Raw genomic sequence first — 22,793 nt, 5'->3', positions numbered from 1 at the left:
CCGCACTTTCCAGCAGCCACTTTTGCGCAGGGTTGACAGAAACGCGCTGCCGCTATCCGGTGGCACCGCGAAAAGGATGCAGGCGATGACGATACTCGACAGGTTTTCCCAGAAAGGTCGCGTGGCGCTGGTGACCGGCGGCGGACGCGGCCTCGGCTTCGAGATCGCCAAGGGCCTGGCGGAGGCCGGCGCCCATGTGGTGGTGACGGGCCGCACACGCGCGACGCTCGAGCAGGCCGTGGCGAAGATCGCGGCAGCCGGCGGCAGCGCCTCGTTTGCCGCCTTCGACGTCGCCGACCGCGCCGCCCAGCGCGCCGCGCTTGCCGAAATCGAGGACAATCACGGCCGGCTCGACGTGCTCGTCAACAATGTCGGCGCGCGCGACCGCCGCCCGCTGGCCGACATGGACGACGCGGCGATCGATGAACTGATCGGCACCGATCTCTCCGCTGGCGTCAGCCTGTCGCGCGATGCCGCGGCCCTGATGAAACGCAACCGCCACGGCCGCCTCATCACCATCACCTCGATCGGCGGCCATGTCGCCATGCCGAACGACGGCGTCTATCCAGCCGCCAAACACGGCCTCACCGGCCTGATGCGCAGCATGGCCGTCGAATACGCCCCGCACGGCATCACCAGCAACGCCATCGCCCCCGGCTGGTTCGCCACGGAAACCAATGCCGCGATGGCCGCCAACGACGAGCTCATGCCCTTCGTGCGCCAGCGCATCCCCGTCCAGCGCTGGGCCCGCCCCGACGAGATCGCCGGTGCGGCCCTGTTCCTCGCCAGCGACGCCGCCTCCTTCGTCAACGGCCATGTGCTGGTCGTCGATGGTGGCATGACGGTCAGGATGTAACCGGTTATCCCGCCGCCGCGGCCTCCAACGGCGCGATATTCAGCTTGACCATCTTCAGCATCGCCTCGGTGACACGCTTGACCTTTTCCTGGTCCGGGTCGCTCATCAATTCACCGAGCCGCGTCGGGGCGATCTGCCAGGAGAGGCCCCAGCGATCCCGCAGCCAGCCGCATTGCTCCACGGAGCCGCCCTCCTTCAGCGCATCCCAGAGGCGATCGAGATCGCGCTGCGTCTCGCATTCGACCATGATGGAGAAACTGTGGTTGAACGGATCGAGCGGGCCGGCCTCGATGGCCATGTAGCGCTGGTCGCCCAGCGTGAAGCTCGCGATCCTGACGCTACCGGGCGGGCCGCTCGGCGTTTCGGCCGGCAGGGCGGAGATCCAGTGGACCGAGGAGCCGGAAATGAGCGCGGTATAGAAGCCGATCGCCGCTTCCATATCCTTCTCGAACCAGAGATGCTGCGTGACTTTCATCGGAACGTCCTCCTGTGCGCATACTCAAGGACGAACAGGGCCGGAACGTTCCGACATCCCTTTTTAAAAAAAGTCCTAGCCGGCAAATTCCTCGATGACCGCAAGGAAGGCTTCGCCGAACCGGTCGCGCTTGGAAACGCCGATGCCGGGAATATCCAGCAGTTCTTCCAGATCGCTCGGGCGTTCCTTGGCAAGCGCAATGAGCGTCGTGTCCGGGAAGACCACATAGGGCGGCACGTCGAGGTCCTTGGCGATGGAGAGACGCTCGGCGCGCAGGAGTTCGAACAGCTCGCGATCCGAACCCGACAGGTTCGAGCGCTCGCGCGCGGCGGGCGAATTGCCGGCTTTCGCCTTGCGCCCGGTCTGCGGCCGGTCCTTGCGGAACAGGACCTCCCGCTCATGGCGGAAGACGGCGCGCGCCTCCTCCTCCAGTTTCAGCGCACCGAAGGCCGAATGGTCGACGCTGATCAGGCCCATGGCTAGCAACTGGCGGAAGATCGACTGCCAGATGCGCGGCGCGATGTCCTGTCCGGCGCCGAAGACAGGCATGTCCGTATGGCCGAAACGCTGCGTCTTCTCGTTCTCCACCCCCATCAGCACATCGATGACATGGCCCGCGCCGAACCGCTCACCAGTGCGATAGACGGCGGCGAGTGCCTTGATCGCCGCCTCGGTCCCGTCCCAGGTCTCGACCGGGTTGCGGCAGGTGTCGCAATTGCCACATCCGCCGGCATGCGCCTCGCCGAAATGCGCCAGGATCGCCTTGCGACGGCAGCCGGCCGTCTCGCAGATGGCGAGCAGCGCCGTGAGCTTGCCGCGCTCGATGCGCTTGACCTCCTCGGCCGCATTGCCCTCGTCGATCATCCGCCGCCGCTGCACGACATCGGCCATGCCATAGGCCATCCAGACCTCCGACGGCAGGCCGTCACGCCCCGCGCGCCCCGTCTCCTGGTAATAGGCCTCCACCGAACCCGGCAGGTCGAGATGGGCGACATAGCGCACATCCGGCTTGTCGATGCCCATGCCGAAAGCGACGGTGGCGACGAGGCAGAGGTTCTCCTCCTTCAGGAAGGCATCCTGGTTGGCATCGCGCACCGCGCGGTCGAAACCCGCATGATAGGGCAGCGCCCGCACCCCTTGCGTGTTCAGCCACTCGGCCGTGTCCTCCACCTTGGCGCGCGACAGGCAATAGACGATGCCGCTCTCGCCCTCGTGCTTCGACAGGAAACGCAGGAGTTGCTGGCGCGGCTGGTCACGCTCGGCGATCTCATAGGAAATGTTCTGCCGGTCGAAGCTGGTGGTGAAGACTTCGGCGTCCTGAAGTCCGAGGCGCTCGATGATATCGTCGCGCGTGTGCGGATCGGCCGTCGCCGTCAGCGCGATGCGCGGCACGCCGGGATAGCGCTCGCCGAGCATGCCGAGCGCCCGGTATTCCGGCCGGAAATCATGCCCCCATTGCGACACGCAATGGGCCTCGTCGATGGCGAAAAGCGCGATCTTGGCATCCGCGACGAGTTCGGCAAAACCATCGGTGACGATTCGCTCCGGCGTGACATAGAGAAGGTCGAGTTCGCCGGCGCGCATCGCGTCGCGAACGGCAAAGAACTCCTCGCGCGACAGCGACGAATTGAGCCCGGCCGCCCGCACGCCGAGCTGCTTCAGCGCCTCCACCTGATCACGCATCAGCGCGATCAGCGGCGAGATAACGATGCCGACACCCTGCCGGCAGAGCGCCGGGATCTGGAAACACAGCGACTTGCCGGCACCTGTCGGGAACAGCACGACGGCATCACCGCCCTGGGCGACATGCTCCACCACGGCCTGCTGCTTGCCGCGAAAGGCGTCATAGCCATAGACGCGCTTCAGCACGTCGAGCGGCGTGGCAACAGGCGCATCGAAAAGCGCGGCAAGGGAACTGGAGGATCTGGTCTGGGTCATGGTCAGCACGTTTTCCCTCATTCTTGCCAGCCCGTCCACACCGGCAACCTCTTGCCCCCGACTTTTAACGTCAAACACAATGTTCTTGATTTGTTCCAAATTCAAGATAAAGTCGCAGTCGTGGAGAAAAAAACATGACGGATGTCTATGCAACACTCGGCGCTTCGGACGCCGCCGCGACTGCGACGTTCTACGATGCGGTGCTCGCAATGATCGGATGGGCGGTGCGCGATGATTGTCCCGGATGGCGCAGCTATTCCAAAAACGGCGGGCCGGACGGTTTCACCCTGTGACTCTGCACACCCTTCGATGGCGCAGCCCCCCAGCGTCGGAAACAGCACGATGATCGGCTTCCCGGCCGCAACGCAGAGCGTCGTCGATGCATTTAATGCCGCCGCCCTCGCCCATGGCCTGACGGCCTACCTGAACGAACCGGCAGGCATTGTCGGCGCTAGCGTGCAGCTGGGCCTTTCACGCGGCCGGACATGACGCCAAAACCCTCGATGATCGCTTCCTGGCTTTCCAGGCGGACGGTCTCGTTCTGCACTTCCTGCAGAGCGCGAAGGATTTGCGGCACGCGTTCGCCGTCGCCCTCCTCCGTCGCGAGCGCCAGGTCGCGTTCGAGTTCACGACGCTGCCAGAGCAGGGCGCGGGTGCGCTTGTGAAGGGCGAGCGCCTGCTGGTAGCCTTCGTTCGCATCCTCGGAGGCGGCCTCGGCCGTTGCCGTCCAGAGGCGGGAGTTGCGCACCTGTTGCTCGAGGCCCTTGAGCAGCGCTTCAAAACCGGCGGCCTCCAGCTCCTCGATCAACCGGGCGCGGTCAAGCCGCGCACCGATGGCACCGGCAATGCCGATCAGCGACGACCAGAGGCGTTGCAGGTCGCGGTTTTCATATTCGATGATGGCGATCTCGTCGTAGTGGCTGAAGAGAAGGTCGGGATGATTGACCACCGTGAGCGCCAGCACACTTTCGCGAAGGGCGGGCAGTTCCTGCGCGCCGCGCACCAGCGCCGAGCGGGCAAGTCGGTCGGAGATGCCTGACGGCATCGCATTGCCCTGCGCAGCACCCCGGTTCCCGCCGCCCCTCGGCTGCCGGTTGCCGGAGAAGCTGCCGCCGCCATTGTTGCCGCCTTGCCGCTGGACGGGACGGAAGAAGGTGTTCAGCCGGTCGCGCATGTCCTGCTGGTAGTGACGGCGCACGTCCTCGTCGGCAATGACCGCCGTGATCTGGCGCAGGCGCGCTTCCAGGGCCGCGCGGCTTTCCGGTGTCTCGAAATTCGCGCCCTGCACCTCGCGGCTCCAGATCATCTCCGCTAGCGGGCGGGCGCTTGCCATCACCTTGTCGAAGGGCGCCCGGCCCTCATGGCGCACGAGATCGTCCGGATCCTTGCCATCGGGCAGCAGCGCAAAGCGCACGGTGCGCTCCGGCTTGATGAAGGGTAGCGCAAGATCGGCGGCGCGGTTGGCCGCGCGGATGCCGGCGCCATCGCCGTCGAAACACAACACCGGCTCCGGCGTCATCTTCCAGAGCAGGTCCAGCTGGTTTTCGGTGAGCGCAGTGCCGAGCGGTGCCACGGCGTTTTCGATGCCGGCCTGGTAGAGTGCGATCACATCCATATAGCCTTCGACGGCGATAATGGTGCCCGTGGTTTTTTCGTCTTGCGCGGCGTTGCCGGCGCGGCCTGCCCCTTGCATGCTCTTGCGGGCGCGGGCGTGATTATAGAGAACATTGCCCTTGTGGAAGAGTTCCGTCTCGTTGGAATTCAGATACTTGGCCGGCGCATCCGGCGACATGGCGCGCCCACCGAAGGCGATGACCTTTTCGCGGATCGACAGGATCGGGAACATGATGCGATCGCGGAAACGGTCATAGGACACCGGGATTTCCGGCCCATGAACGACAAGACCGCAGGCCTCGATCGCTTCCTTCGGCACGCCCTTGCCGGCGAGGTGCTCCTTCAGCGCGTTGCGGCTGTCCGTGGCAAAGCCCAGGCGGAAGGTCTCGATGGTGCGACCCGTCAGGCCGCGGTCGCGCAGATAGGCGCGCGCCTTGGCGCCCGCGGGCGTCTGGAGCTGGTCTTCGAAGAAGCGGGTCGCCATTTCCATGACCTCGACGAGGCCCATGCGCTCCTTTTCACGCTGTTCGGCCTGCACGTCCGGCTGGGGCATGGCGACGCCCGCCATGTCGGCGATCTGCTGCACGGCCTCGGGGAAGGACAGCCCGTCGAGATCGGTGAGGAAGCGGAAATGATCGCCCGAAACGCCGCAGCCGAAACAATGGTAGCGGCCCTTGCGGTTCTCGCAATGGAAGCTCGGCGACTTCTCGCCGTGGAACGGGCAGCAGGCCCAGTAGTCGCCGCGCGAGACATTGGTCTTCTTGCGGTCGAAGGTCACGCGCCGGCCGATCACGTCCGAAATGGGGACGCGGTCACGGATCTCGTCTAGAAAAGCGTTGGAAAAGCGCATGGCAACCTCGGTTGGGGTTCATATAACCATCCATGGGGCCAGCCGCCAGCGATAGTCGCCCGCCCACAGCAATTCACAGGCCCACGGTCACCGTTGCGCCAACCTGCCAGAAAGCATGCCGAAAACAAAAAGGGCGGCTTCAAGCCGCCCTTCCCACTCGACACCCATTGCCCGTTACTTCAACAGGTCCTTGACCACGCCCGAGGCCTTGGCGAAATCCATCTGGCCGGGGAAACGCTCCTTGAGCACGGCCATGACCTTGCCCATGTCGCGCAGGCCCTGCGCGCCGATCTCGGCGATGACGCCGGAAATCAGCTCGCGCACCTTCTCGTCGGAAAGCTGCTCGGGCAGGAAACCCTTGATCACGGCAATTTCCTGCTGCTCCTGGGCGGCAAGCTCAGGGCGGCCGTTATCGGCAAAGATCTTTGCCGATTCCTCGCGCTGCTTGATCATCTTGGCGAGGATCTGCAGCACTTCGTCGTCCTCGACCGGGCCCTTGCCCACGCCGCGGTTGGCGATGTCGCGGTCCTTCAGCGTCGCCTGGATCAGGCGCAGCGTGGAAACACGGCAGGCGTCCTTTGCCTTGAGGGCTTCCTTCAGGTCGTTTGCGAAGATTTCGCGCATTCTTTTCTCCATGAAAGGCCGTCGGCGCCGGATGCGCGACCAAGCCTTGTCGTCGTTTACATGTGCATGCTCATAGACCGGCAAAGGCCATATCCGCAAACGGATTGCGCAAGCGCTTGATTCCAAAAGCTTTATAATTCAACGCAATCCACAGGCGGCGGTTGACCCCGTCATCCGCTTTGTCTATTTTCCGGCACCTGCACGAAATTTGGCAATCAGGGCGAACCAACGCGGGTTTCCGCGCGCCCCCGTTTGCGACAAACGCTGCGACCTCAAATGGTGCCTGGTCCCCCGGCTTTCAAGCCGGTGGCGCTCGGTGCCGGAAACGGGATGAACATGACCTCGACCCCCGCATGGACCACTGAAAAGCCGACCGCCCTGCTCGTTCTCGCCGACGGCACGGTCATCGAAGGCAAGGGCATCGGCGCCACCGGCAAGGTGACGGCGGAAGTCTGCTTCAACACGGCGCTGACGGGCTACCAGGAAATCCTGACCGACCCCTCCTATCTCGGCCAGATCGTCACCTTCACCTTCCCGCATATCGGCAATATCGGCGCCAATGACGAGGACATCGAAGACCTGACGCCCGCCGCGCGCCACGGCGCCGTCGGCACGATCTTCAAGGCCGATATCACCGATCCCTCGAACTACCGCTCGGCAAAGCATCTCGACGCCTGGCTGAAGGCCCGCGGCATCATCGGCCTTTCGGGCATCGACACGCGCGCGCTGACCGCCTGGATCCGCGAAAACGGCGCGCCGAACGCCGTCATCGCGCATGACCCGAACGGCGTCTTCGACATCGAGACGCTGAAGGCGGAAGCCAAGGCGTGGAGCGGCCTCGTCGGCCTCGACCTCGCCAAGGTCGCCACCTCTGGCCAGTCCTCGCGCTGGAGCGAAAAGCCCTGGGTGTGGAATGAAGGCGCCGAAGACCTCGCGGACGGCGACGTGAAGTACCACATCGTCGCGCTCGACTATGGTGTGAAGCGCAACATCCTGCGCCTCTTCGCCGGCCTCGGCTGCAAGGTCACCGTCATGCCGGCAACGACCAGCGCCGAAGACGTGTTGGCCCAGAAGCCGGATGGCATCTTCCTCTCCAACGGACCGGGCGACCCAGCGGCAACCGGCGAATATGCCGTCCCGGTCATCAAGACGCTGATCGAGACGGACATTCCAGTCTTCGGTATCTGCCTCGGTCACCAGATGCTCGGCCTTGCCGTCGGCGCCACCACCGAAAAGATGCACCAGGGCCACCATGGGGCAAACCACCCGGTGAAGGACCACACGACCGGCAAGGTGGAAATCGTGTCGATGAACCACGGCTTCGCCGTCGCCTCGACCTCGCTGCCCGAGGGTGTGGAAGAGACCCACGTCTCGCTGTTCGATGGCACGAATTGCGGCCTGCGCCTCGTCGGCAAGCCCGTCTTCTCCGTGCAGCACCACCCTGAGGCCTCCCCCGGCCCGCAGGACAGCCACTACCTCTTCCGCCGTTTCATCAATCTGGTGCGCGAGAAGAAGGGTGAGGATGCCCTGCCCGAACGGGCGTAAGCGATCCCGATCCATCGACATTCAAAAGGCCCCGGAGATCATCTCCGGGGCCTTCTTCATTGGGCAATTTCGTTTGGTGGTTACGCTCTCTGCCGCACCAGCCGGTAGAAGCGCCAGTTGAGCAGAACTGCTGCTGCGGCAAGCCCGCCGACGAAGCCGAACCAGATGCCAACACCGCCGAAGCCGCCCGGGAAGGCGAAGAACCAGGCGCAGAAGAAGCCGATCGGCCAATAGGAGATCAGCGCCATGACCATCGGGATGCGGGTATCCTTGAGGCCGCGCAGCAGGCCGGCGGCGATGGCCTGGAGGCCGTCGACCAGCTGGAAAATGCCGGCGATGACGACGAAGGGGCCGGCGATCGCCAGAACCGCCGCCGAATCCTTGCCCGCCTCGTCGAGGAAGATTGCGGCGAGCGTCGTGGGGATGCTGGCAAAGAGCACGCCGCCGCTGATGGAAATGACCACCGCAACAGCAAGCACGGCCAAGGAAGCTCGTACAACGGCGAGATGATCGGCGCGGCCATGGGCGACGCCGACGCGCACCGTGCCTGCCTGCGCCAGGCCGAGCGGGATCATGAAGGCGATGGAGGCCAACTGCAGCGCGATGCCGTGGGCTGCGAGTTCCAGCGTGCCGATATTGCCCATCAGCAGCGACGCACCGGTGAAGAGGCCGACTTCCGCCAGCATGGTGAAGCCGATCGGCAGACCGAGATGCACGACCTCGCGGAACGCCGGCCAGTCCGGCCGCCAGAAGCGCACGAAGAGTTCGTAGCGGCGCATCTCCGGCCGCCACTGGATATAGGCGGTCAGAAGCAGGAAGCTCAGGATATTGACCGCGACCGAGACGATGGCCGCACCCTGGATGCCCAGGGTCGGGAAGCCGAAACGGCCAAGCACCAGCGCATAGGCGAAGAAGGCGTTGATCGACAGGATCGTGATGGTGACATAGAGCACGATGCCGGCGCGGCCGACCGCGCTGACGAGGCCGCGCAGCGTCATGAACAGCAGCGCAGGCGCCATACCCCATTGCACGATCTTCAGGTAGCCGCCGGCAAGGGCGGCCACTTCCGGCTTCTGGCCGGCATAGAGCAGGATGCGTTCCGCATTGTAGAAGATCGGCGCCGTCAGTGCCGAATAGAGGAGCACGACCCACATGCCCATGCGGACTGCCCGGCGCACCGCGACCGGGTCACCGCGCCCATAGGCCTGCGCGACCATCGGCATCACGGCATTGGCAAAGCCGGAGCCGAAAATGAACAGCGTGAAGAAGAACTGGCTGGACAGCACCAGGGCCGCGAGAGGAACAGCACCGAGGCGGCCGACGATGACGACGTCGGTCGTATGAATGCCGAGCTGGGCCAGCTGGGCGCCGATCAGCGGCACACCCAAGGCGAAGGTCGCCCGGAAATGGGCGCGCCAGCTGTTATCCGCGCGATGCGTTGCCATGTGCATAATAGTTCTCACTTTCGCATCGCTTCCGATCACAAGTTTCGGCCGCGATCAATCGAATAGGATTGATGATCTCATCAAAAATGCGCGATTGCGGTCAAAACGACCGCGTTTTCTCGAAAATTTCGTCGAAATGTTACGTTTGAAAGCGGTTCAAGCCCCTTCCCGCGTCATTTTTTCCATCGGACCGGCACCTGCGCCGCGCAACCGAGTGACGAAGATCAGGAGGCCGACGAAAAGGATCAGCGCCGCTACCGCATAGGGCGCGCCGGCAAAGACGACGGGGGCCTGGGGTCCGGTGAAGTGGCTGAATGCCTGGGTGAAGATCAACGGCCCGATGATGGTGGTGATGCTGGAGACGCTGGTCAGCGCGCCCTGCAACTCGCCCTGTGCCGAGGGCGGCACGCGGGCCGAGGCGATGGAGCGCAGCGGCGGATCGGCAAGGCTTTCGAGCGCCGTCAGCAGGATCACGGCATAGACCATCCAGCCCTGATAGGCGGCGGCGTAGCCGGAAAGCCCCAGCACCGAGAAACAGAGGCCGATGACGGCCGTGCGGTATTCCCCAAGTTTCGGCACGACGCGCGGCAGAACGAAGCCCATAACAATCGCCCCGCCGATGCCGAAAACACCGAGCGACAGGCCGATCTGCCCTTCGCTCCAGCCATAACGCAGCGCCGCAACGAAGGGCCAGACGGCGGGATAGACCGCGTGCGACAGGTTATAGCAGAAGAAGACGAGGCCGACCCAGAGCACGCCTTTATAATTGCGCATCTGCAGGAGCGCGCCGAGCGGATTGGCGCGCGACAGCTCGAAGCGGCGGCGGTTCTTCATGTCGAGGGTCTCGGGCAGCAGGATCCAGGCTGCGACGAAATTGAGAAAGGCGATGGCCGCCGCGCCATAGAAGGGAACGCGCGGACCGAACTCGCCGAGAACGCCGCCGATGACCGGCCCGATGACGAAGCCTGTGCCGAAGGCGATGCCCATCAGCCCGAAGTTCTTCGCCCGCGTTTCGTCGTTCGAGACATCGGCGATATAGGCCGCCGCCGTGGAAAAGCTAGCGCCGCTGATGCCCGCCAGGATGCGCCCGATGAACAGCATCCAGTAGCTCGTCGCCAGGGCACAGATGAGATTGTCGATGGCGAAGGTCAGCACACAGGCCAGCAGCACCGGCCGCCGGCCGAAACGATCCGACAGGTTGCCGATGAAGGGTGCGAAGAGAAACTGCATGCCGGCATAGACCAGCAGCAGCCAGCCGCCGTCGATTGCCGCATGGCTGAGATCGTCGCCCGTCAATTCCCGAAGATAGGCCGGCAGGACCGGCATGATGATGGCGATGCCGATCACATCGAGAAACATGATCATGAAGACGAGAAAGAGCCCCCGCCGGGTGGACCTGGCATCGATCATGGAAAGACCTCGAAAAGAATGGCGCCCACGCCGCGGGCAAAATGTCAGGTGCCGACTTCTAATTCAGTTTCCACAGCGAAACAATCCGTGAACATTGCAAATCTTTTGATGATGGCGATGCGTTTCCTTGAGGGATCGGCGGCAAATGCCCTGGCCGCGCCGACCGTCAGCGTATTGTCAGCTTTCTCGTGGAAAGTTGCGGCTCGGACCGGATTTCCCCTCGGGAAGGCCGAGGCCGGCATTCCTCGCGAGGTCACCATGACGCCCCAGACCTACCCTTCGGTCTTTCCGAGACCGGCTTTCGCAAGCCAGTCCGTCAGCATCGTCACGGGCCTCTATCTCTTTCTTCTCACCATCCGGGACTTCTGGCCGGAGACCCTGGTGCGGCTTGGCGAGCGGCCCGGCACGCTCGCCCTGCTGACAATGGGACTGGCCTGTCTTTTCGTCGGGACATGCGTGATCGTGTCGTGGAAGAAAATGATGATGAAGCCGCTGCTCGTCGTGGTGGTGCTTCTCACCGCCGGTGCAGTCTGGCTGCTGGATCAGGATAGCCCCTTCCGGGCCTTGGGCGGTGATATTGTCAGCTTCGCCACGCATATGGCGCTCTTCGGCCTCGTGCCGGTGGCACTCCTTCTGTGGATCCGCGTCCTGCACGGCTCGTTCTTTTGGCAGATGCGCGGCAATCTCGCGGTCGCCATTCCCGCCATCGCCATCGCGCTCTCAGTGATGACGACCCATCTGACGGACTATGTCGCGATTGCCGGAGAAGAAATCGCCGGCGTCGGAGACGCCGGCCCGGCTGTTACGGTTCACCCTTGAACGTGTCGCAGGCATCGACCCGGCCGGTGTCGAAGCCGCGCTTGAACCAGCGGCGGCGCTGGTCCGAGGTGCCGTGGTTGAAGCTTTCGGGGACGACGTAGCCCTGCATGCGCTTCTGCAACGTATCGTCGCCGATCTGGGTCGCGGCGTTCAGCGCTTCCTCGAGGTCGCCGCTCTCAAGCAGGCCCTTCTGCTGGGTATATTTGCCCCAGATGCCGGCATAACAATCGGCCTGAAGCTCGACGCGGATCGACATCTGGTTGGCCTCGACCTCGCTCATGCGCTGGCGCTGCTGGTTGAAGCGCGGCAGCACGCCGGTAAGGTTCTGCACATGGTGGCCGACCTCATGGGCGACCACATAGGCCTGCGCAAAGTCGCCCGCCGCATCGAACTTGTTGGCAAGCTCATCGAAGAAGCTCATGTCGAGATAGACCTTGCGGTCGCCCGGGCAATAGAACGGGCCGGAGGCCGCGGAGGCAAAGCCGCAGGCCGATTTGACGGAGCCGGAGAACAGCACCATCTTGGGCTCCTCGTAACGCTCGCCGGCCGCCTGGAAAATGCCGTTCCAGGTGTCTTCCGTCTCGGCGAGAACCGTTGCCATGAAGGCCTTGGTTTCCTCTTCCTGCGGCGACGAGCGCTGGCTGGCATTGTCGGTCTGCTCGAAGCCGGGGCGGCTCGGCTGCCCGCCACCGCCATCCATCACCTGCAACAGGTCGATGCCCATCGCCTTGAAGATGAAGTAGATGACAACGAGGAAGATGATGGTGCCGATGCTCATGCCGCCGCCGCCGGCGCTGCGTCCGCCACCCATCGGGATGCGGAAACCGCCATTGCCGCGACCGAACGGATTGCCTCCCCCCATCGAGGGGCCGGGACCGGGTCCGCGCTGGTCCTCGATATTGTCCGACTGGCGACGACCTTTCCATTCCATGGCGCATTTCCCCGCATTGATTGCCGACGAACGTCCACGGCGTGAATTCGTTCCTCAGCAAAAACTTATAGGGCCAGCCGCGCCGCCTTGCAAAACGAAAAGCAGCGTTTCAACGGCGCCGGAAGATCGCATTGAAACGCTGTCCCCAGCCCGCCTCGCGGATGGCCAGCGCGCCGGCCGCCACGAAGATCATGCTGACGAGGGCAGCCGCAAGCCCGCTCGCAAGGCCGGACGTACCGTCGAAGATCATCATGCCCATCACCCGGTGCGGAACGAGCGTGAAAAGCCCCGCCACCACGATGCCGCCGAAATACATGCCTGCGACATGGGCACGGTGGGCGCGGATATTGCGCTGGCGTGCCGTCTGGATCGCCCGGACGCTGCCCGCGATGACATAGATGGAAATAAGATGGATGGGGCTGAAGCCGCCCACCGTGTTGATGCCGTGAATGAAAAAGGTCGAAAAGCTCGTGAGCACCATCAGCACCAGCCAGATTTTTCCGAGCAGCCGATGGGCCGGCGTGCCCTTGGGGCGGGCGAGCAGGATGGCACCGAGCACAGCGGCCGGAAGCACCGTCGCAACATGAAACTGGATGGCAAAGGGGGCGTTGAGCAATGGTTCGAGGGTCATGGCAAACTCGATCGTTCGTGGAAAAGGGGCGGTTGAATTCGCTATCGTCTTCGGCCAATGATCGGCCCGCCTCAAACGCTTTGGCCCGAATGGACGGAATACTTCGTGGAACGCCCCTTCCTGCAATCCGCGCTTCGTGAACTGCAGGTCTTCCTGCGCGCGCCGCGCTTCTGGGCGACCTTCGGCGCGGTCGTGCTGATCTTCTGGGTGACCGGTCCCTATGGTACCGCCGAGCGTCTGGCCACGGCGCCGCGCCTCGGCTTCTGGCTCGTCCAGCACGCCGCCGCCTGGAGTATCGCTGTCGTCACCATCGTGCTGGTCAACACGCTTCTCCTTCAGCGCGTGCCGAGCCTTCTCGGACGCATGGCGATCGGCACGCTCATCGCCGGCGCGCCCGTCGGGCTCGCCACGGAGGCGATCAGCCTGACCACCTTCGGCGGCACGCCCACCGTGGCAACCATCGTTCAAAGCATCGCCAGTGGCTTGCTCCTCTCCGCCCTTTTCTGCGGCCTCACCTTCATGACGATGAGCAGCAAGCAGGCCGAGGTGCTTTCGCCAGCACCACTGCCTGCTTCCGACGCAACGGAGGAGCGCGCCGAGGTGCTGCTGTTGCGCCGGCTGAAGCAGGAGAACCGCGGCCCGGTACTGCACATGACCGTCGCCGATCACTATACCGAGGTGACGACGAGCCGCGGGCGGGAGTTGGTGCTGCTGCGTTTTTCCGATGCGCTTGAGGAGTTGGGGGCGACGGCCGGCTTGCAGGTGCACCGCTCGCATTTCGTCGCCGATGTGCATGTCGATAGATTGCTGCGCTCCGAGGGCCGGCTGTCGATCCTGATGAAGGACGGGCGGGAAATCCCGGTAAGCCGCAGCCGCATGGAGGCGGTGCGCAGCCGCTGGGGCTGATGGATTTTTTCAAGGGCGGTGTCGGATCGACCTTTCGCCCTTCGTCTCTAGGTATGCATTCAACACATCGGCCAGGAGAACCCCATGAGAAAGATCATTGTCGGCGCCTTTATCAGCCTTGACGGCGTCATGCAGGCACCGGGCGGTCCGGAGGAAGATCCGATTGGCGGCTTCAAATTCGGCGGTTGGGTGGCACCGCTCTTCGACGAGAAGATGGGCGCTGCGATCGGCGAGATGTTTTCACATCCCTTCGACCTGCTGCTCGGCCGCAAGACCTATGATATTTTCGCCGCCCACTGGCCCTATGCCGACAAGAACGACCCGATCGGCCCGCTCTTCGACCGCATCAACAAATATGTCGCCACCCGCAATCCGGGCTTCAAAACCACTTGGCAGAACAGCCATGTGCTGGGCACCGACACGGTCGCCGCGGTGAAGGCGCTGAAGAGCGAGGACGGGCCGGATCTCCTGACGCAGGGATCGACGGCCTTCCTCAAGACGCTGTTCGAACACGACCTCGTCGACGAGATCAACGTCTTCACCTTCCCGGTCATTCTCGGCAAGGGCAAGCGGCTGTTCGGCGAAACCTCCTTCCCGCGGGCGCTGACGCTGGTGGCCTCGAGCACCAGCGAAAACGGCATCGTCATCAGCAAATATGCCCGCGCCGGCGACGTCACCACCGGCTCCTTCGAATTCGAAACGCCGACAGACGCCGAACTGGAGCGCCGCCGTAACCTCACCTGAGCGCGTGCGGCCTTGACCGCCACCTCCGTTGCAGTTCCTATTCCCCGGCGGAAAACGGGAGGATGGCATGAAAGCGGCACGGCTGGAGGCGATCGGCGGTTTTATCGTTCGCGACGTGGAAAAGCCGGTGCCCGGCCCGGACGATCTTCTCGTGCGGGTGGAGGCCGCAGGCATCTGCGGCACCGACCGTCATCTCTTCCACGGAGGGTTTCCCTGCCGTCCGCCGGTGACGCTCGGCCATGAATTCTCCGGCATCGTCGAGGCAATCGGCGATGCCGTCCTCGATTTCCGCCCGGGTATGCGCATCACCGGCGACCCGAACATTCCCTGTGGCCGCTGCGCGCAATGTCGGCGCGGGCGCATCAATCTCTGCGAAAACCTCCAGGCCATCGGCATCCACCGCGACGGCGGCTTTGCCGACTATGTGCTGGTGCCGCAGCGGCAGGCCTATGAACTGCCGTTGTCGCTGCCGCCGGAACACGGCGCCTTCTGCGAGCCGCTGGCTTGCTGCCTACACGGTATCGACATGGCGGGCATCGAGCCGGGCAGCTCCGTGGTGGTACTCGGCGGCGGGGTGATCGGCATGCTCACGGTCCAGCTCGCCCGCCTTGCCGGCGCGACCACCGTCGTGCTCGTCACGCGCCAGGCCGTGCGCCGGCAGCTAGCCGAGGAGATCGGCGCCACCCACTCCTTCGACCCCGGTGCCGGCGATGCAATCGCGGGAATTGCCTGCCAATCCGGCCTCATTCCCGGCGGTGCCGACGTCGTCATCGAATGTGCGGGCGTGGCGGAAACCATGGCGCAAGCGCCGAAACTCGCCCGTAACGGCGGCACCGTGGTCATTCTGGGCGTGATACCGCAGGGGGAGAAGGTCGAGATCGAACCGTTCGACCTGCTGTTCCGCGAGGTGAAAATACTCACCTCCTTCCTCAACCCGCATGCCCATGGCCGTGCCGCGGCACTGATCGCGTCTGATACGATCAAGGTCGATAAGCTGATCTCGCGCCGCATCGGCATAGACGATCTGCCGGATGCCGTGGCGAACCCGCTACGCCCAGGCGAGGTGAAGGTGCTCGTCATGCCCGGTCTGTAAGAGGAGTCAGGCCAACCCCTCCTCCGCCACCATTTCCCGAAGCCATGCCGAAAAGGCCGCCATGGCCGGCGTGACGCTGCGCGATTGCAGCGATGTCAGCCAATAACTGCCGAGCGCGACGCTCGTCTTGAACGGCTGCACGACGGTGCCGGAGGACAGCAGCCGCGAAAACATCAGCGGCGGGGCAAGCCCGACGCCAAGCCCCTGCAGCACCGCCTCCATCATGGCGAGCGAGGTATCGAAGACGATGGCATTCTGCGGTGGCGGCGTGCGCGGCAGGCCGGCGGCCTCGAACCAGCGGGTCCACTCGTCGCGGCGGTAAGAACGCAGCAGCGTCAGGCCAAGCAAGTCTTCCGGCGCCTTCAGATCGCGCGCGACATTCGGGATCGCCAGCACCGAAAGCGGCGCATCGAAAAGCCTGGCGGCATCCGTGCCGTGCCAGGCGCCGGCACCGAAACGCACGGCGAAGTCGAGCCCTTCGGCAGCAAGATCGACGCGGTTGTTGTTGGTGGAAAGCCTGACCTCAACGAAGGGATGGCGCTCGCGAAAACGTGCAAGCCGCGGCAGCAGCCAGCCAACCGCGAAGGTGCCGACCGCACCGACCGTCAGGATTTCCCGCACGTGGCCGCCGCGAAAACGCTCCACCACATCGGCCATGCGGTCAAAACTGTCGCGCAGCACCGGCAGCAGGCTCTCGCCCTCCGCGGTAATCATCAGCCCTCGCGGCAGGCGCTTGAACAGCACGACCCCGAGCTGGTCCTCGAGGCTCTTCACCTGATGGCTCACGGCGGCCTGCGTGACGTTCAGCTCGATGGCCGCGCGGGTGAAGCTCAAATGCCGCGCGGAGGCCTCGAAAGCGCGAAAGGCGTTCAGCGGAAGATATGGCCGGACCATGGCAATGCCCTAGTTTTCCTCATGGCTGAGACCAGTATTGATCTTTTGTCAGCCCATCAAGCGATTGCTATCAAGACGGCACAAACCACTCGAAATCAGAGGAAACGGGATGGACAAACGTCTTTTCGCCGCCGGCGCCCTGCTGGCTGCAAGCTTCGCGGCGCCAGCCGAAGCCCGCATTATTTGTACCATCGTTGCGGATGCCGGCAGCAATGAGGTCATCATGGAAAAGGGTGACTGCAAAAGCCGCGTCACCCCCGCCTCCACCTTCAAGATCACACTCGCCGTGATGGGCTACGATTCCGGCTTTCTGGAAAATGCCGACGAGCCGGAACTACCTTTCATGAAAGGCTATCCGGACTGGCTGGGCGATGTCTGGCGCCAGCCGACCGGACCGCGGCGCTGGATGAAATATTCCGTCGTCTGGTATTCACATCAGATCGCTAAATTCCTGGGCTACGAGAAGCTGCGCGACTATGCCGAGGCCTTCGGCTACGGCAATGCCGATGTGACCGGCGATCGCGGCAAGAACAATGGGCTGGAACGATCCTGGATCGCCTCGTCCCTGAAAATCTCGCCGCGCGAGCAGATCGCCTTCCTGAAGCAGCTGGTCAATCACGAACTACCCGTCTCCGCCGAAGCCATGGACGCCGCGATGGAGATCGTCGAGGGCCAGGAAATCGGCGGCGGCTGGCACGCGAAGGGCAAGACCGGCATGGCCTTCCCGCGCCAGGCCGACGGCAGCTTCAACTATAATACGCCCTGGGGCTGGTATGTCGGCTGGGCGAGCCGCGGCGAGCAGACCGTGGTTTTTGCACGGCTGGTCCAGGACGAGAAGAAGCAGGAACCGCGTACGAGCCTGAGGGCACGTGACAGCATTCTCGCGGAACTTCCAGGCATTCTCGCCACGGAATGATCTAGCGCGGCGGCACCATGCCCATCCCCTTGCGGGCGAGGCCAGAGACGTTGAGCGCGAGCTTGCGCCGAAACACCGGGGACGCGCCGATGACGCGCAAGGCAAGGTTGCGCAGGATGCGGCCGAAGACGCTGCGCACCATCGCCATCCGCGTGAGGCGATCGGCGAGCGCCAGCACCTCCACCGCAGCCGGGCGGCGCTTCTCCTCATAGAGGTCGAGCGTCGTCTCCGGCGCCTTGCCGTTCAGGACATCGGCCAGCAGTTGCCCCAGCACCACGGCATCGACGATCCCGGTGTTCATGCCCTGCCCGCCGGCCGGGCTGTGCACATGCGCGGCATCGCCCATCACGAAAACCGGGCCGGAGCGATAGTGCGAGGCAACGCGGTGATGCACGCGGAAGCGCGAACTCCAGATCACATCCCGCACACGGCCCGGCACCGTGCGCGGTCCGCGCGCATCCAGCAGCGCCTGCACGAAGGCGGCATCCGGTTCGGGCGGCGCCTCCTCGACCGGCGCCACGATGCGAAAGTGGCCGCCGGGCAGCGGCGCGACGACACCCATGCCTTCCGGCGAGAAGAGCAAGGTCACCTCGTCGCTGAACCCCCAATCCATATGGACATCCGCCAGCACGAAGGAGCCCGCATAGGCCTCGCCATCGAACGCAATGCCGGCCGCCTCTCGCACAACGCTGTGCATGCCATCGCCGCCGATGAGGTAGCGAGCACGGATCACCTGTTCACCTTCCTCCATTGCAAGGTGAACGGTCGCGCCGCCCGCGTCCGTTTCCACTTTCGTCGCCGTCACGCCGCGGGCGACGCTGCCGCCGAGCACCGCCAGCCGCTCCGTCAGGATCGCCTCCGTCTCGTCCTGGGGAATCATCAGGACCTCCGCATAGCGCGAGGGCAGCATGGAGAAATCGAGTTCGAGCAGCGCCTTGTCATGGTCGCGCAGCGCAAAGCGCGTCAGCGGCAGGCCGCGGCGCTCCAGTTCATCCGTGACGCCGATGCGCTCCAGCACTTCCAGCGTGTGCGCATGGATGACGGCGGCGCGCGAGGTGTTCTGGCCGGCGGCGAGCCGGTCGACGATGACGGGGCGAAGACCGGCCTGTTGCAGGGTGACGGCGAGCGCAAGGCCCGTCGGCCCCGCCCCGACGATCAGCACATCGGTTTCCTGCGGCAGCATGCTTCCCCTCCCGGAATCGATCTTGAAAAGCCCCGACAGGTCCTTAATAAGCGGGTTACAGGGCCGCCTGTTATATCGCCGGCATGCGGCTGGGGAACACCCCCTGCACTTTTCCTGTCGATTGCGCGATTTTCGGGGTTCCGCTCCCCCTGTCATTTGCCTATAAGCCGCTTCTAGCCTTGAAAGACCATTTTTGCGCGCCCGGCCCGGTGAACCCATCGCCATGCCGGTTTTTCGCGCACGCGGAAGATTGGATAGAGAGATGCCCAAGCGCCAAGATTTGAAATCGATCCTCATCATCGGCGCGGGGCCGATCGTCATCGGCCAGGCCTGTGAGTTCGACTATTCCGGCACCCAGGCCTGCAAGGCGCTGAAGGAGGAAGGCTACCGCGTCATCCTCGTCAACTCCAACCCGGCGACGATCATGACCGATCCGGGCCTGGCCGACGCCACCTATGTCGAGCCGATCACGCCTGAAGTCGTCGCCAAGATCATCGCCAAGGAGCGCCCGGACGCGCTCTTGCCCACCATGGGCGGCCAGACGGCGCTCAACACGGCGCTTTCCCTCAAGCGCATGGGCGTACTCGACCGCTACAATGTCGAGATGATCGGCGCCAAGCCCGCCGCCATCGACATGGCTGAAGACCGCGCCCTCTTCCGCGAGGCCATGGCCCGCATCGGCCTGGAAACGCCGAAGTCGCTGCTCGCCAACGCCACCGAGATCAAGGACGTCGACCGCAAGGCGCATGAGGCCGAGCGCGCCAAGGTGAAGGCGCAGCTTTCCGGCGATGCGCTCGACAAGGCGCTGGACGAGCTGGAAAACCAGTGGAACCTCGGCGAGACCGATCGCAAGCAGCGCTATATGAGCCACGCCATGGCGATCGGCGCCCAGGCGCTGGACACGATCGGCCTGCCCGCCATCATCCGCCCGTCCTTCACGATGGGCGGCACCGGCGGCGGCATCGCCTACAACCGCTCGGAATTCTTCGAGATCGTCAATTCCGGCCTCGATGCCTCGCCGACCACCGAAGTGCTGATCGAAGAATCCGTGCTCGGCTGGAAGGAATATGAGATGGAGGTCGTCCGCGACAAGGCGGACAACTGCATCATCATCTGCTCCATCGAGAACATCGACCCGATGGGCGTCCATACGGGCGACAGCATCACCGTCGCCCCGGCCTTGACCCTGACGGACAAGGAATACCAGATCATGCGCAACGCCTCGATCGCGGTGCTGCGCGAGATCGGCGTCGAGACCGGCGGCTCGAACGTGCAGTTCGCCGTCAATCCGGAGAACGGCCGCCTCGTCGTCATCGAAATGAACCCGCGCGTCTCGCGTTCCTCCGCGCTTGCCTCGAAGGCCACCGGCTTCCCGATCGCCAAGATCGCCGCCAAGCTCGCCATCGGCTATACGCTGGACGAACTGGAAAACGACATCACCGGCGGCGCGACCCCGGCCTCCTTCGAGCCGTCCATCGACTACGTCGTCACGAAGATCCCGCGCTTCGCCTTCGAAAAATTCCCCGGCGCCGAGCCGACGCTGACCACCGCCATGAAGTCGGTCGGTGAAGTCATGGCCATCGGCCGCACCTTCGCCGAATCGCTGCAAAAGGCGCTGCGCGGCCTCGAAACGGGCCTCACCGGCCTCGACGAGATCGAAATCCCCGGTCTCGGCGACGGCAACGACAAGAACGCCATCCGTGCCGCCATCTCCACGCCGACGCCGGACCGCCTGCGCATGGTCGCCCAGGCGCTGCGCCTCGGCCTGACGCCGGAAGAAGCGCACGAAGGCTCCAAGATCGACCCGTGGTTCCTCGATCAGCTCAAGGCCATCGTCGACATGGAAGCCCGCATCCGCGAGCACGGCCTGCCGACGGACGCCGAAAACCTGCGCATGCTGAAGGCCATGGGATTCTCCGACGCCCGCCTCGCCACCCTCTCCGGCAAGCGCCCGAAGGAAGTCGCGGAACTGCGCAACGGCCTGAACGTCCGCCCGGTCTTCAAGCGCATCGATACCTGCGCGGCCGAATTCGCTTCGCCCACCGCCTACATGTACTCGACCTACGAAACCCCGTTTGCCGGCGCGACGCGCTCGGAAGCCGAGATTTCCGACCGCAAGAAGGTCGTCATCCTCGGCGGCGGGCCGAACCGTATCGGCCAGGGTATCGAGTTCGACTATTGCTGCTGCCACGCCGCCTTCGCGCTGAAGGATGCAGGCTATGAAGCCATCATGGTCAACTGCAATCCGGAAACCGTCTCGACCGACTACGACACCTCCGACCGCCTGTATTTTGAGCCGCTGACGGCCGAAGACGTCATCGAGATCCTGAAGGCCGAGCAGACCAACGGCGAACTCGTCGGCGTCATTGTGCAGTTCGGCGGCCAGACGCCGTTGAAGCTCGCCGAAGCGCTGGAAAAGAACGGCATCCCGATCCTCGGCACCGCGCCCGACATGATCGACCTCGCCGAAGACCGCGACCGCTTCCAGAAGCTCTTGCAGAAGCTCGACCTCAATCAGCCGAACAACGGCATCGCCTATTCCGTCGAACAGGCCCGCCTGGTTGCCGGCGAGATCGGCTTCCCGCTCGTCGTGCGCCCGTCCTACGTGCTCGGCGGCCGCGCCATGCAGATCATCCATTCGGAATCGATGCTGCAAACCTACCTGCTCGACACGGTGCCGGAACTGGTGCCCGAGGACATCAAGCAACGCTACCCGAACGACAAAACCGGCCAGATCAATACCCTGCTCGGCAAGAACCCGCTGCTCTTCGACAGCTACCTGTCGAACGCCGTGGAAGTCGACGTCGATGCGCTTTGCGACGGCAAGGATGTCTTCGTCTCCGGCATCATGGAGCATATCGAGGAAGCCGGCATCCATTCGGGCGACAGTGCCTGCTCGCTGCCCGTCCATACGCTGTCCACCGAGATCGTCGACGAACTGGAGCGCCAGACGAAGGCTCTGGCCAAGGCGCTGAACGTCGGCGGCCTGATGAACGTGCAGTACGCCATCAAGGACGGCACGATCTATGTGCTCGAAGTGAACCCGCGCGCCTCGCGCACCGTGCCCTTCGTCGCCAAGACCATCGGCGCGCCGATCGCCAAGATCGCCGCCCGCGTCATGGCCGGCGAAGGCCTCGATGCGGCGATTGCCGCCTATGGCAAGAAGCCCGATCCGCGCAACCTCAAGCACATCGCCGTCAAGGAAGCCGTATTCCCGTTCGCCCGCTTCCCCGGCGTCGATACGCTGCTCGGCCCGGAAATGCGCTCGACCGGCGAGGTCATCGGCCTCGACACGGACTTTGCGCTGGCCTTCGCCAAGTCGCAGCTTGGCGCCGGCGTCGACCTGCCGCGCGAAGGCACGGTCTTCGTGTCGGTACGCGACGGCGACAAGGATCGCGTGCTGACGGCCGTGCGCCTGCTCACCGAGATCGGCTTCAAGGTCATGGCGACCTCCGGCACCGCCCGCTTCCTTGCCGAAAACGGCATCGCGGCGATCAAGGTCAACAAGGTGCAGGAGGGACGTCCGCATGTCGAGGACGCCATCCGCAACCGCCAGGTCCAGCTGGTCATCAACACGACCGACGGCAACAAGGCGATCTCGGACTCGAAATCGCTGCGCCGTGCCGCGCTGATGCAGAAGGTGCCCTACTACACGACCATGGCCGGCGCGCTTGCCGCCGCCCAGGCGATCAAGGCCCTCAAGCAGGGCCAGCTCGAAGTGCGCCCGTTGCAGTCCTACTTCTGAGCCATAGGGTTTCTGATCTTTTGAGAGCCGGGCGGTCCCACCGCCCGGCTTTTTTCATGTTGAGGCAACGGAACAGACAGGTTTGATTTCGAATACGCCGGCAGGCTTTACCGTCAGAGGCTTGTGTGCGAGCGCAATTTCAGAGACGTTAGGACGACGGGGATCCGGGGTATC

Annotated in this window: 20 protein-coding genes; 10 read left to right on the top strand and 10 right to left on the bottom strand. The window is 64.2% G+C overall.

Annotation, left to right across the window (positions count from 1 at the left end; genetic code table 11):
• Positions 1-85: 85 nt before the first annotated feature.
• Positions 86-856 carry an SDR family oxidoreductase gene (locus ACOZK4_RS17455; RefSeq protein WP_421592980.1) on the top strand — a complete coding sequence of 257 codons (771 nt, stop codon included), beginning with the start codon at positions 86-88 and terminating at the stop codon, positions 854-856.
• Positions 857-860: 4 nt separating this feature from the next.
• Here ACOZK4_RS17455 and ACOZK4_RS17450 read toward each other — a convergent pair whose 3' ends face one another.
• Together ACOZK4_RS17450 and recQ are read right to left on the bottom strand one after the other, a co-directional pair.
• A complete protein-coding gene (locus ACOZK4_RS17450; RefSeq protein WP_421592979.1) occupies positions 861-1,331 on the bottom strand; it encodes a VOC family protein in 471 nt (156 codons plus the stop codon).
• 75 nt (positions 1,332-1,406) lie between these two features.
• On the bottom strand, positions 1,407-3,269 hold the full coding sequence (gene recQ, locus ACOZK4_RS17445) for a DNA helicase RecQ (protein WP_421592978.1): 1,863 nt from the start codon (positions 3,267-3,269) through the stop codon (positions 1,407-1,409).
• A gap of 134 nt (positions 3,270-3,403) precedes the next feature.
• Between recQ and ACOZK4_RS17440 the strand changes: the two genes are divergently transcribed.
• On the top strand, positions 3,404-3,562 hold the full coding sequence (locus ACOZK4_RS17440; RefSeq protein WP_421592977.1) for a hypothetical protein: 159 nt from the start codon (positions 3,404-3,406) through the stop codon (positions 3,560-3,562).
• 16 nt (positions 3,563-3,578) lie between these two features.
• Positions 3,579-3,758, top strand: a complete 180-nt coding sequence (locus tag ACOZK4_RS17435; RefSeq protein WP_421592976.1) for a hypothetical protein — start codon at positions 3,579-3,581, stop codon at positions 3,756-3,758.
• On the opposite strand, the gene dnaG is transcribed toward ACOZK4_RS17435, so the two are convergent.
• Together dnaG and ACOZK4_RS17425 are read right to left on the bottom strand one after the other, a co-directional pair.
• A complete protein-coding gene (gene dnaG / locus ACOZK4_RS17430) occupies positions 3,721-5,733 on the bottom strand; it encodes a DNA primase (protein ID WP_421592975.1) in 2,013 nt (670 codons plus the stop codon). The genes ACOZK4_RS17435 and dnaG overlap by 38 nt on opposite strands.
• A gap of 174 nt (positions 5,734-5,907) precedes the next feature.
• A complete protein-coding gene (locus ACOZK4_RS17425; RefSeq protein ID WP_313522902.1) occupies positions 5,908-6,357 on the bottom strand; it encodes a GatB/YqeY domain-containing protein in 450 nt (149 codons plus the stop codon).
• A gap of 336 nt (positions 6,358-6,693) precedes the next feature.
• Here ACOZK4_RS17425 and carA point away from each other — a divergent pair, with 336 nt between their 5' ends.
• Positions 6,694-7,902, top strand: coding sequence for a glutamine-hydrolyzing carbamoyl-phosphate synthase small subunit (carA, locus tag ACOZK4_RS17420; protein ID WP_421592974.1), 1,209 nt, complete (start codon positions 6,694-6,696; stop codon positions 7,900-7,902).
• A gap of 80 nt (positions 7,903-7,982) precedes the next feature.
• Here the strand turns inward: carA and ACOZK4_RS17415 are convergent, their stop codons facing one another.
• The gene (locus ACOZK4_RS17415; protein WP_409530325.1) at positions 7,983-9,353 is read right to left on the bottom strand and encodes an MATE family efflux transporter; all 1,371 of its coding nucleotides are present in this window, start codon (positions 9,351-9,353) and stop codon (positions 7,983-7,985) included.
• A 150-nt stretch (positions 9,354-9,503) separates the two neighbouring features.
• Positions 9,504-10,757 carry a TCR/Tet family MFS transporter gene (locus ACOZK4_RS17410; protein WP_421592973.1) on the bottom strand — a complete coding sequence of 418 codons (1,254 nt, stop codon included), beginning with the start codon at positions 10,755-10,757 and terminating at the stop codon, positions 9,504-9,506.
• A gap of 18 nt (positions 10,758-10,775) precedes the next feature.
• Between ACOZK4_RS17410 and ACOZK4_RS17405 the strand changes: the two genes are divergently transcribed.
• The gene (locus ACOZK4_RS17405) at positions 10,776-11,576 is read left to right on the top strand and encodes a hypothetical protein (RefSeq protein WP_421592972.1); all 801 of its coding nucleotides are present in this window, start codon (positions 10,776-10,778) and stop codon (positions 11,574-11,576) included.
• On the opposite strand, the gene ACOZK4_RS17400 is transcribed toward ACOZK4_RS17405, so the two are convergent.
• Together ACOZK4_RS17400 and ACOZK4_RS17395 are read right to left on the bottom strand one after the other, a co-directional pair.
• Positions 11,560-12,507, bottom strand: coding sequence for a neutral zinc metallopeptidase (locus ACOZK4_RS17400; protein WP_421592971.1), 948 nt, complete (start codon positions 12,505-12,507; stop codon positions 11,560-11,562). The genes ACOZK4_RS17405 and ACOZK4_RS17400 overlap by 17 nt on opposite strands.
• 109 nt (positions 12,508-12,616) lie before the next feature.
• Complete coding sequence (locus ACOZK4_RS17395; protein ID WP_421592970.1) at positions 12,617-13,138, bottom strand: DUF2306 domain-containing protein; 522 nt, start codon at positions 13,136-13,138, stop codon at positions 12,617-12,619.
• A 57-nt stretch (positions 13,139-13,195) separates the two neighbouring features.
• Between ACOZK4_RS17395 and ACOZK4_RS17390 the strand changes: the two genes are divergently transcribed.
• The 3 genes from ACOZK4_RS17390 (at position 13,196) to ACOZK4_RS17380 (ending at position 15,881) form a co-directional block, all read left to right on the top strand.
• Positions 13,196-14,044 carry a LytTR family DNA-binding domain-containing protein gene (locus tag ACOZK4_RS17390; RefSeq protein ID WP_421592969.1) on the top strand — a complete coding sequence of 283 codons (849 nt, stop codon included), beginning with the start codon at positions 13,196-13,198 and terminating at the stop codon, positions 14,042-14,044.
• An 84-nt stretch (positions 14,045-14,128) separates the two neighbouring features.
• Positions 14,129-14,788, top strand: a complete 660-nt coding sequence (locus tag ACOZK4_RS17385) for a dihydrofolate reductase family protein (RefSeq protein ID WP_421592968.1) — start codon at positions 14,129-14,131, stop codon at positions 14,786-14,788.
• A gap of 67 nt (positions 14,789-14,855) precedes the next feature.
• Positions 14,856-15,881, top strand: a complete 1,026-nt coding sequence (locus tag ACOZK4_RS17380; RefSeq protein WP_421592967.1) for a zinc-dependent alcohol dehydrogenase family protein — start codon at positions 14,856-14,858, stop codon at positions 15,879-15,881.
• 6 nt (positions 15,882-15,887) lie between these two features.
• Here ACOZK4_RS17380 and ACOZK4_RS17375 read toward each other — a convergent pair whose 3' ends face one another.
• The gene (locus tag ACOZK4_RS17375) at positions 15,888-16,775 is read right to left on the bottom strand and encodes a LysR family transcriptional regulator (RefSeq protein ID WP_421592966.1); all 888 of its coding nucleotides are present in this window, start codon (positions 16,773-16,775) and stop codon (positions 15,888-15,890) included.
• A 109-nt stretch (positions 16,776-16,884) separates the two neighbouring features.
• Between ACOZK4_RS17375 and blaOXA the strand changes: the two genes are divergently transcribed.
• Complete coding sequence (gene blaOXA, locus ACOZK4_RS17370) at positions 16,885-17,691, top strand: class D beta-lactamase (protein WP_421592965.1); 807 nt, start codon at positions 16,885-16,887, stop codon at positions 17,689-17,691.
• Position 17,692: 1 nt separating this feature from the next.
• On the opposite strand, the gene ACOZK4_RS17365 is transcribed toward blaOXA, so the two are convergent.
• Positions 17,693-18,874: an FAD-dependent oxidoreductase gene (locus tag ACOZK4_RS17365; protein WP_421592964.1), complete on the bottom strand. Its 1,182-nt coding sequence runs from the start codon at positions 18,872-18,874 to the stop codon at positions 17,693-17,695.
• A 262-nt stretch (positions 18,875-19,136) separates the two neighbouring features.
• Between ACOZK4_RS17365 and carB the strand changes: the two genes are divergently transcribed.
• Entirely contained in the window at positions 19,137-22,619 is a 3,483-nt protein-coding gene (gene carB / locus ACOZK4_RS17360; RefSeq protein ID WP_421592963.1) for a carbamoyl-phosphate synthase large subunit, read from the top strand.
• The last annotated feature ends 174 nt before the right edge of the window (positions 22,620-22,793 follow it).

The sequence above is a fragment of the Shinella sp. M27 genome (assembly GCF_049199905.1).
GTDB lineage: Bacteria > Pseudomonadota > Alphaproteobacteria > Rhizobiales > Rhizobiaceae > Shinella.
Note: the sequence above shows the minus strand (reverse complement) of the source record. Positions and strands in the feature narration are given on the sequence as shown.

Excerpts from the sequence above, each read along its gene's own strand:
- ACOZK4_RS17455 (WP_421592980.1), top strand. The coding sequence starts at position 86 with ATGACGATACTCGACAGGTTTTCCCAGAAAGGTCGCGTGGCGCTGGTG.
- ACOZK4_RS17450 (WP_421592979.1), bottom strand. The coding sequence starts at position 1,331 with ATGAAAGTCACGCAGCATCTCTGGTTCGAGAAGGATATGGAAGCGGCG.
- recQ (WP_421592978.1), bottom strand. The coding sequence starts at position 3,269 with ATGACCCAGACCAGATCCTCCAGTTCCCTTGCCGCGCTTTTCGATGCG.
- ACOZK4_RS17440 (WP_421592977.1), top strand. The coding sequence starts at position 3,404 with ATGACGGATGTCTATGCAACACTCGGCGCTTCGGACGCCGCCGCGACT.
- ACOZK4_RS17435 (WP_421592976.1), top strand. The coding sequence starts at position 3,579 with ATGGCGCAGCCCCCCAGCGTCGGAAACAGCACGATGATCGGCTTCCCG.
- dnaG (WP_421592975.1), bottom strand. The coding sequence starts at position 5,733 with ATGCGCTTTTCCAACGCTTTTCTAGACGAGATCCGTGACCGCGTCCCC.
- ACOZK4_RS17425 (WP_313522902.1), bottom strand. The coding sequence starts at position 6,357 with ATGCGCGAAATCTTCGCAAACGACCTGAAGGAAGCCCTCAAGGCAAAG.
- carA (WP_421592974.1), top strand. The coding sequence starts at position 6,694 with ATGACCTCGACCCCCGCATGGACCACTGAAAAGCCGACCGCCCTGCTC.
- ACOZK4_RS17415 (WP_409530325.1), bottom strand. The coding sequence starts at position 9,353 with ATGCACATGGCAACGCATCGCGCGGATAACAGCTGGCGCGCCCATTTC.
- ACOZK4_RS17410 (WP_421592973.1), bottom strand. The coding sequence starts at position 10,757 with ATGATCGATGCCAGGTCCACCCGGCGGGGGCTCTTTCTCGTCTTCATG.
- ACOZK4_RS17405 (WP_421592972.1), top strand. The coding sequence starts at position 10,776 with ATGGCGCCCACGCCGCGGGCAAAATGTCAGGTGCCGACTTCTAATTCA.
- ACOZK4_RS17400 (WP_421592971.1), bottom strand. The coding sequence starts at position 12,507 with ATGGAATGGAAAGGTCGTCGCCAGTCGGACAATATCGAGGACCAGCGC.
- ACOZK4_RS17395 (WP_421592970.1), bottom strand. The coding sequence starts at position 13,138 with ATGACCCTCGAACCATTGCTCAACGCCCCCTTTGCCATCCAGTTTCAT.
- ACOZK4_RS17390 (WP_421592969.1), top strand. The coding sequence starts at position 13,196 with ATGATCGGCCCGCCTCAAACGCTTTGGCCCGAATGGACGGAATACTTC.
- ACOZK4_RS17385 (WP_421592968.1), top strand. The coding sequence starts at position 14,129 with ATGAGAAAGATCATTGTCGGCGCCTTTATCAGCCTTGACGGCGTCATG.
- ACOZK4_RS17380 (WP_421592967.1), top strand. The coding sequence starts at position 14,856 with ATGAAAGCGGCACGGCTGGAGGCGATCGGCGGTTTTATCGTTCGCGAC.
- ACOZK4_RS17375 (WP_421592966.1), bottom strand. The coding sequence starts at position 16,775 with ATGGTCCGGCCATATCTTCCGCTGAACGCCTTTCGCGCTTTCGAGGCC.
- blaOXA (WP_421592965.1), top strand. The coding sequence starts at position 16,885 with ATGGACAAACGTCTTTTCGCCGCCGGCGCCCTGCTGGCTGCAAGCTTC.
- ACOZK4_RS17365 (WP_421592964.1), bottom strand. The coding sequence starts at position 18,874 with ATGCTGCCGCAGGAAACCGATGTGCTGATCGTCGGGGCGGGGCCGACG.
- carB (WP_421592963.1), top strand. The coding sequence starts at position 19,137 with ATGCCCAAGCGCCAAGATTTGAAATCGATCCTCATCATCGGCGCGGGG.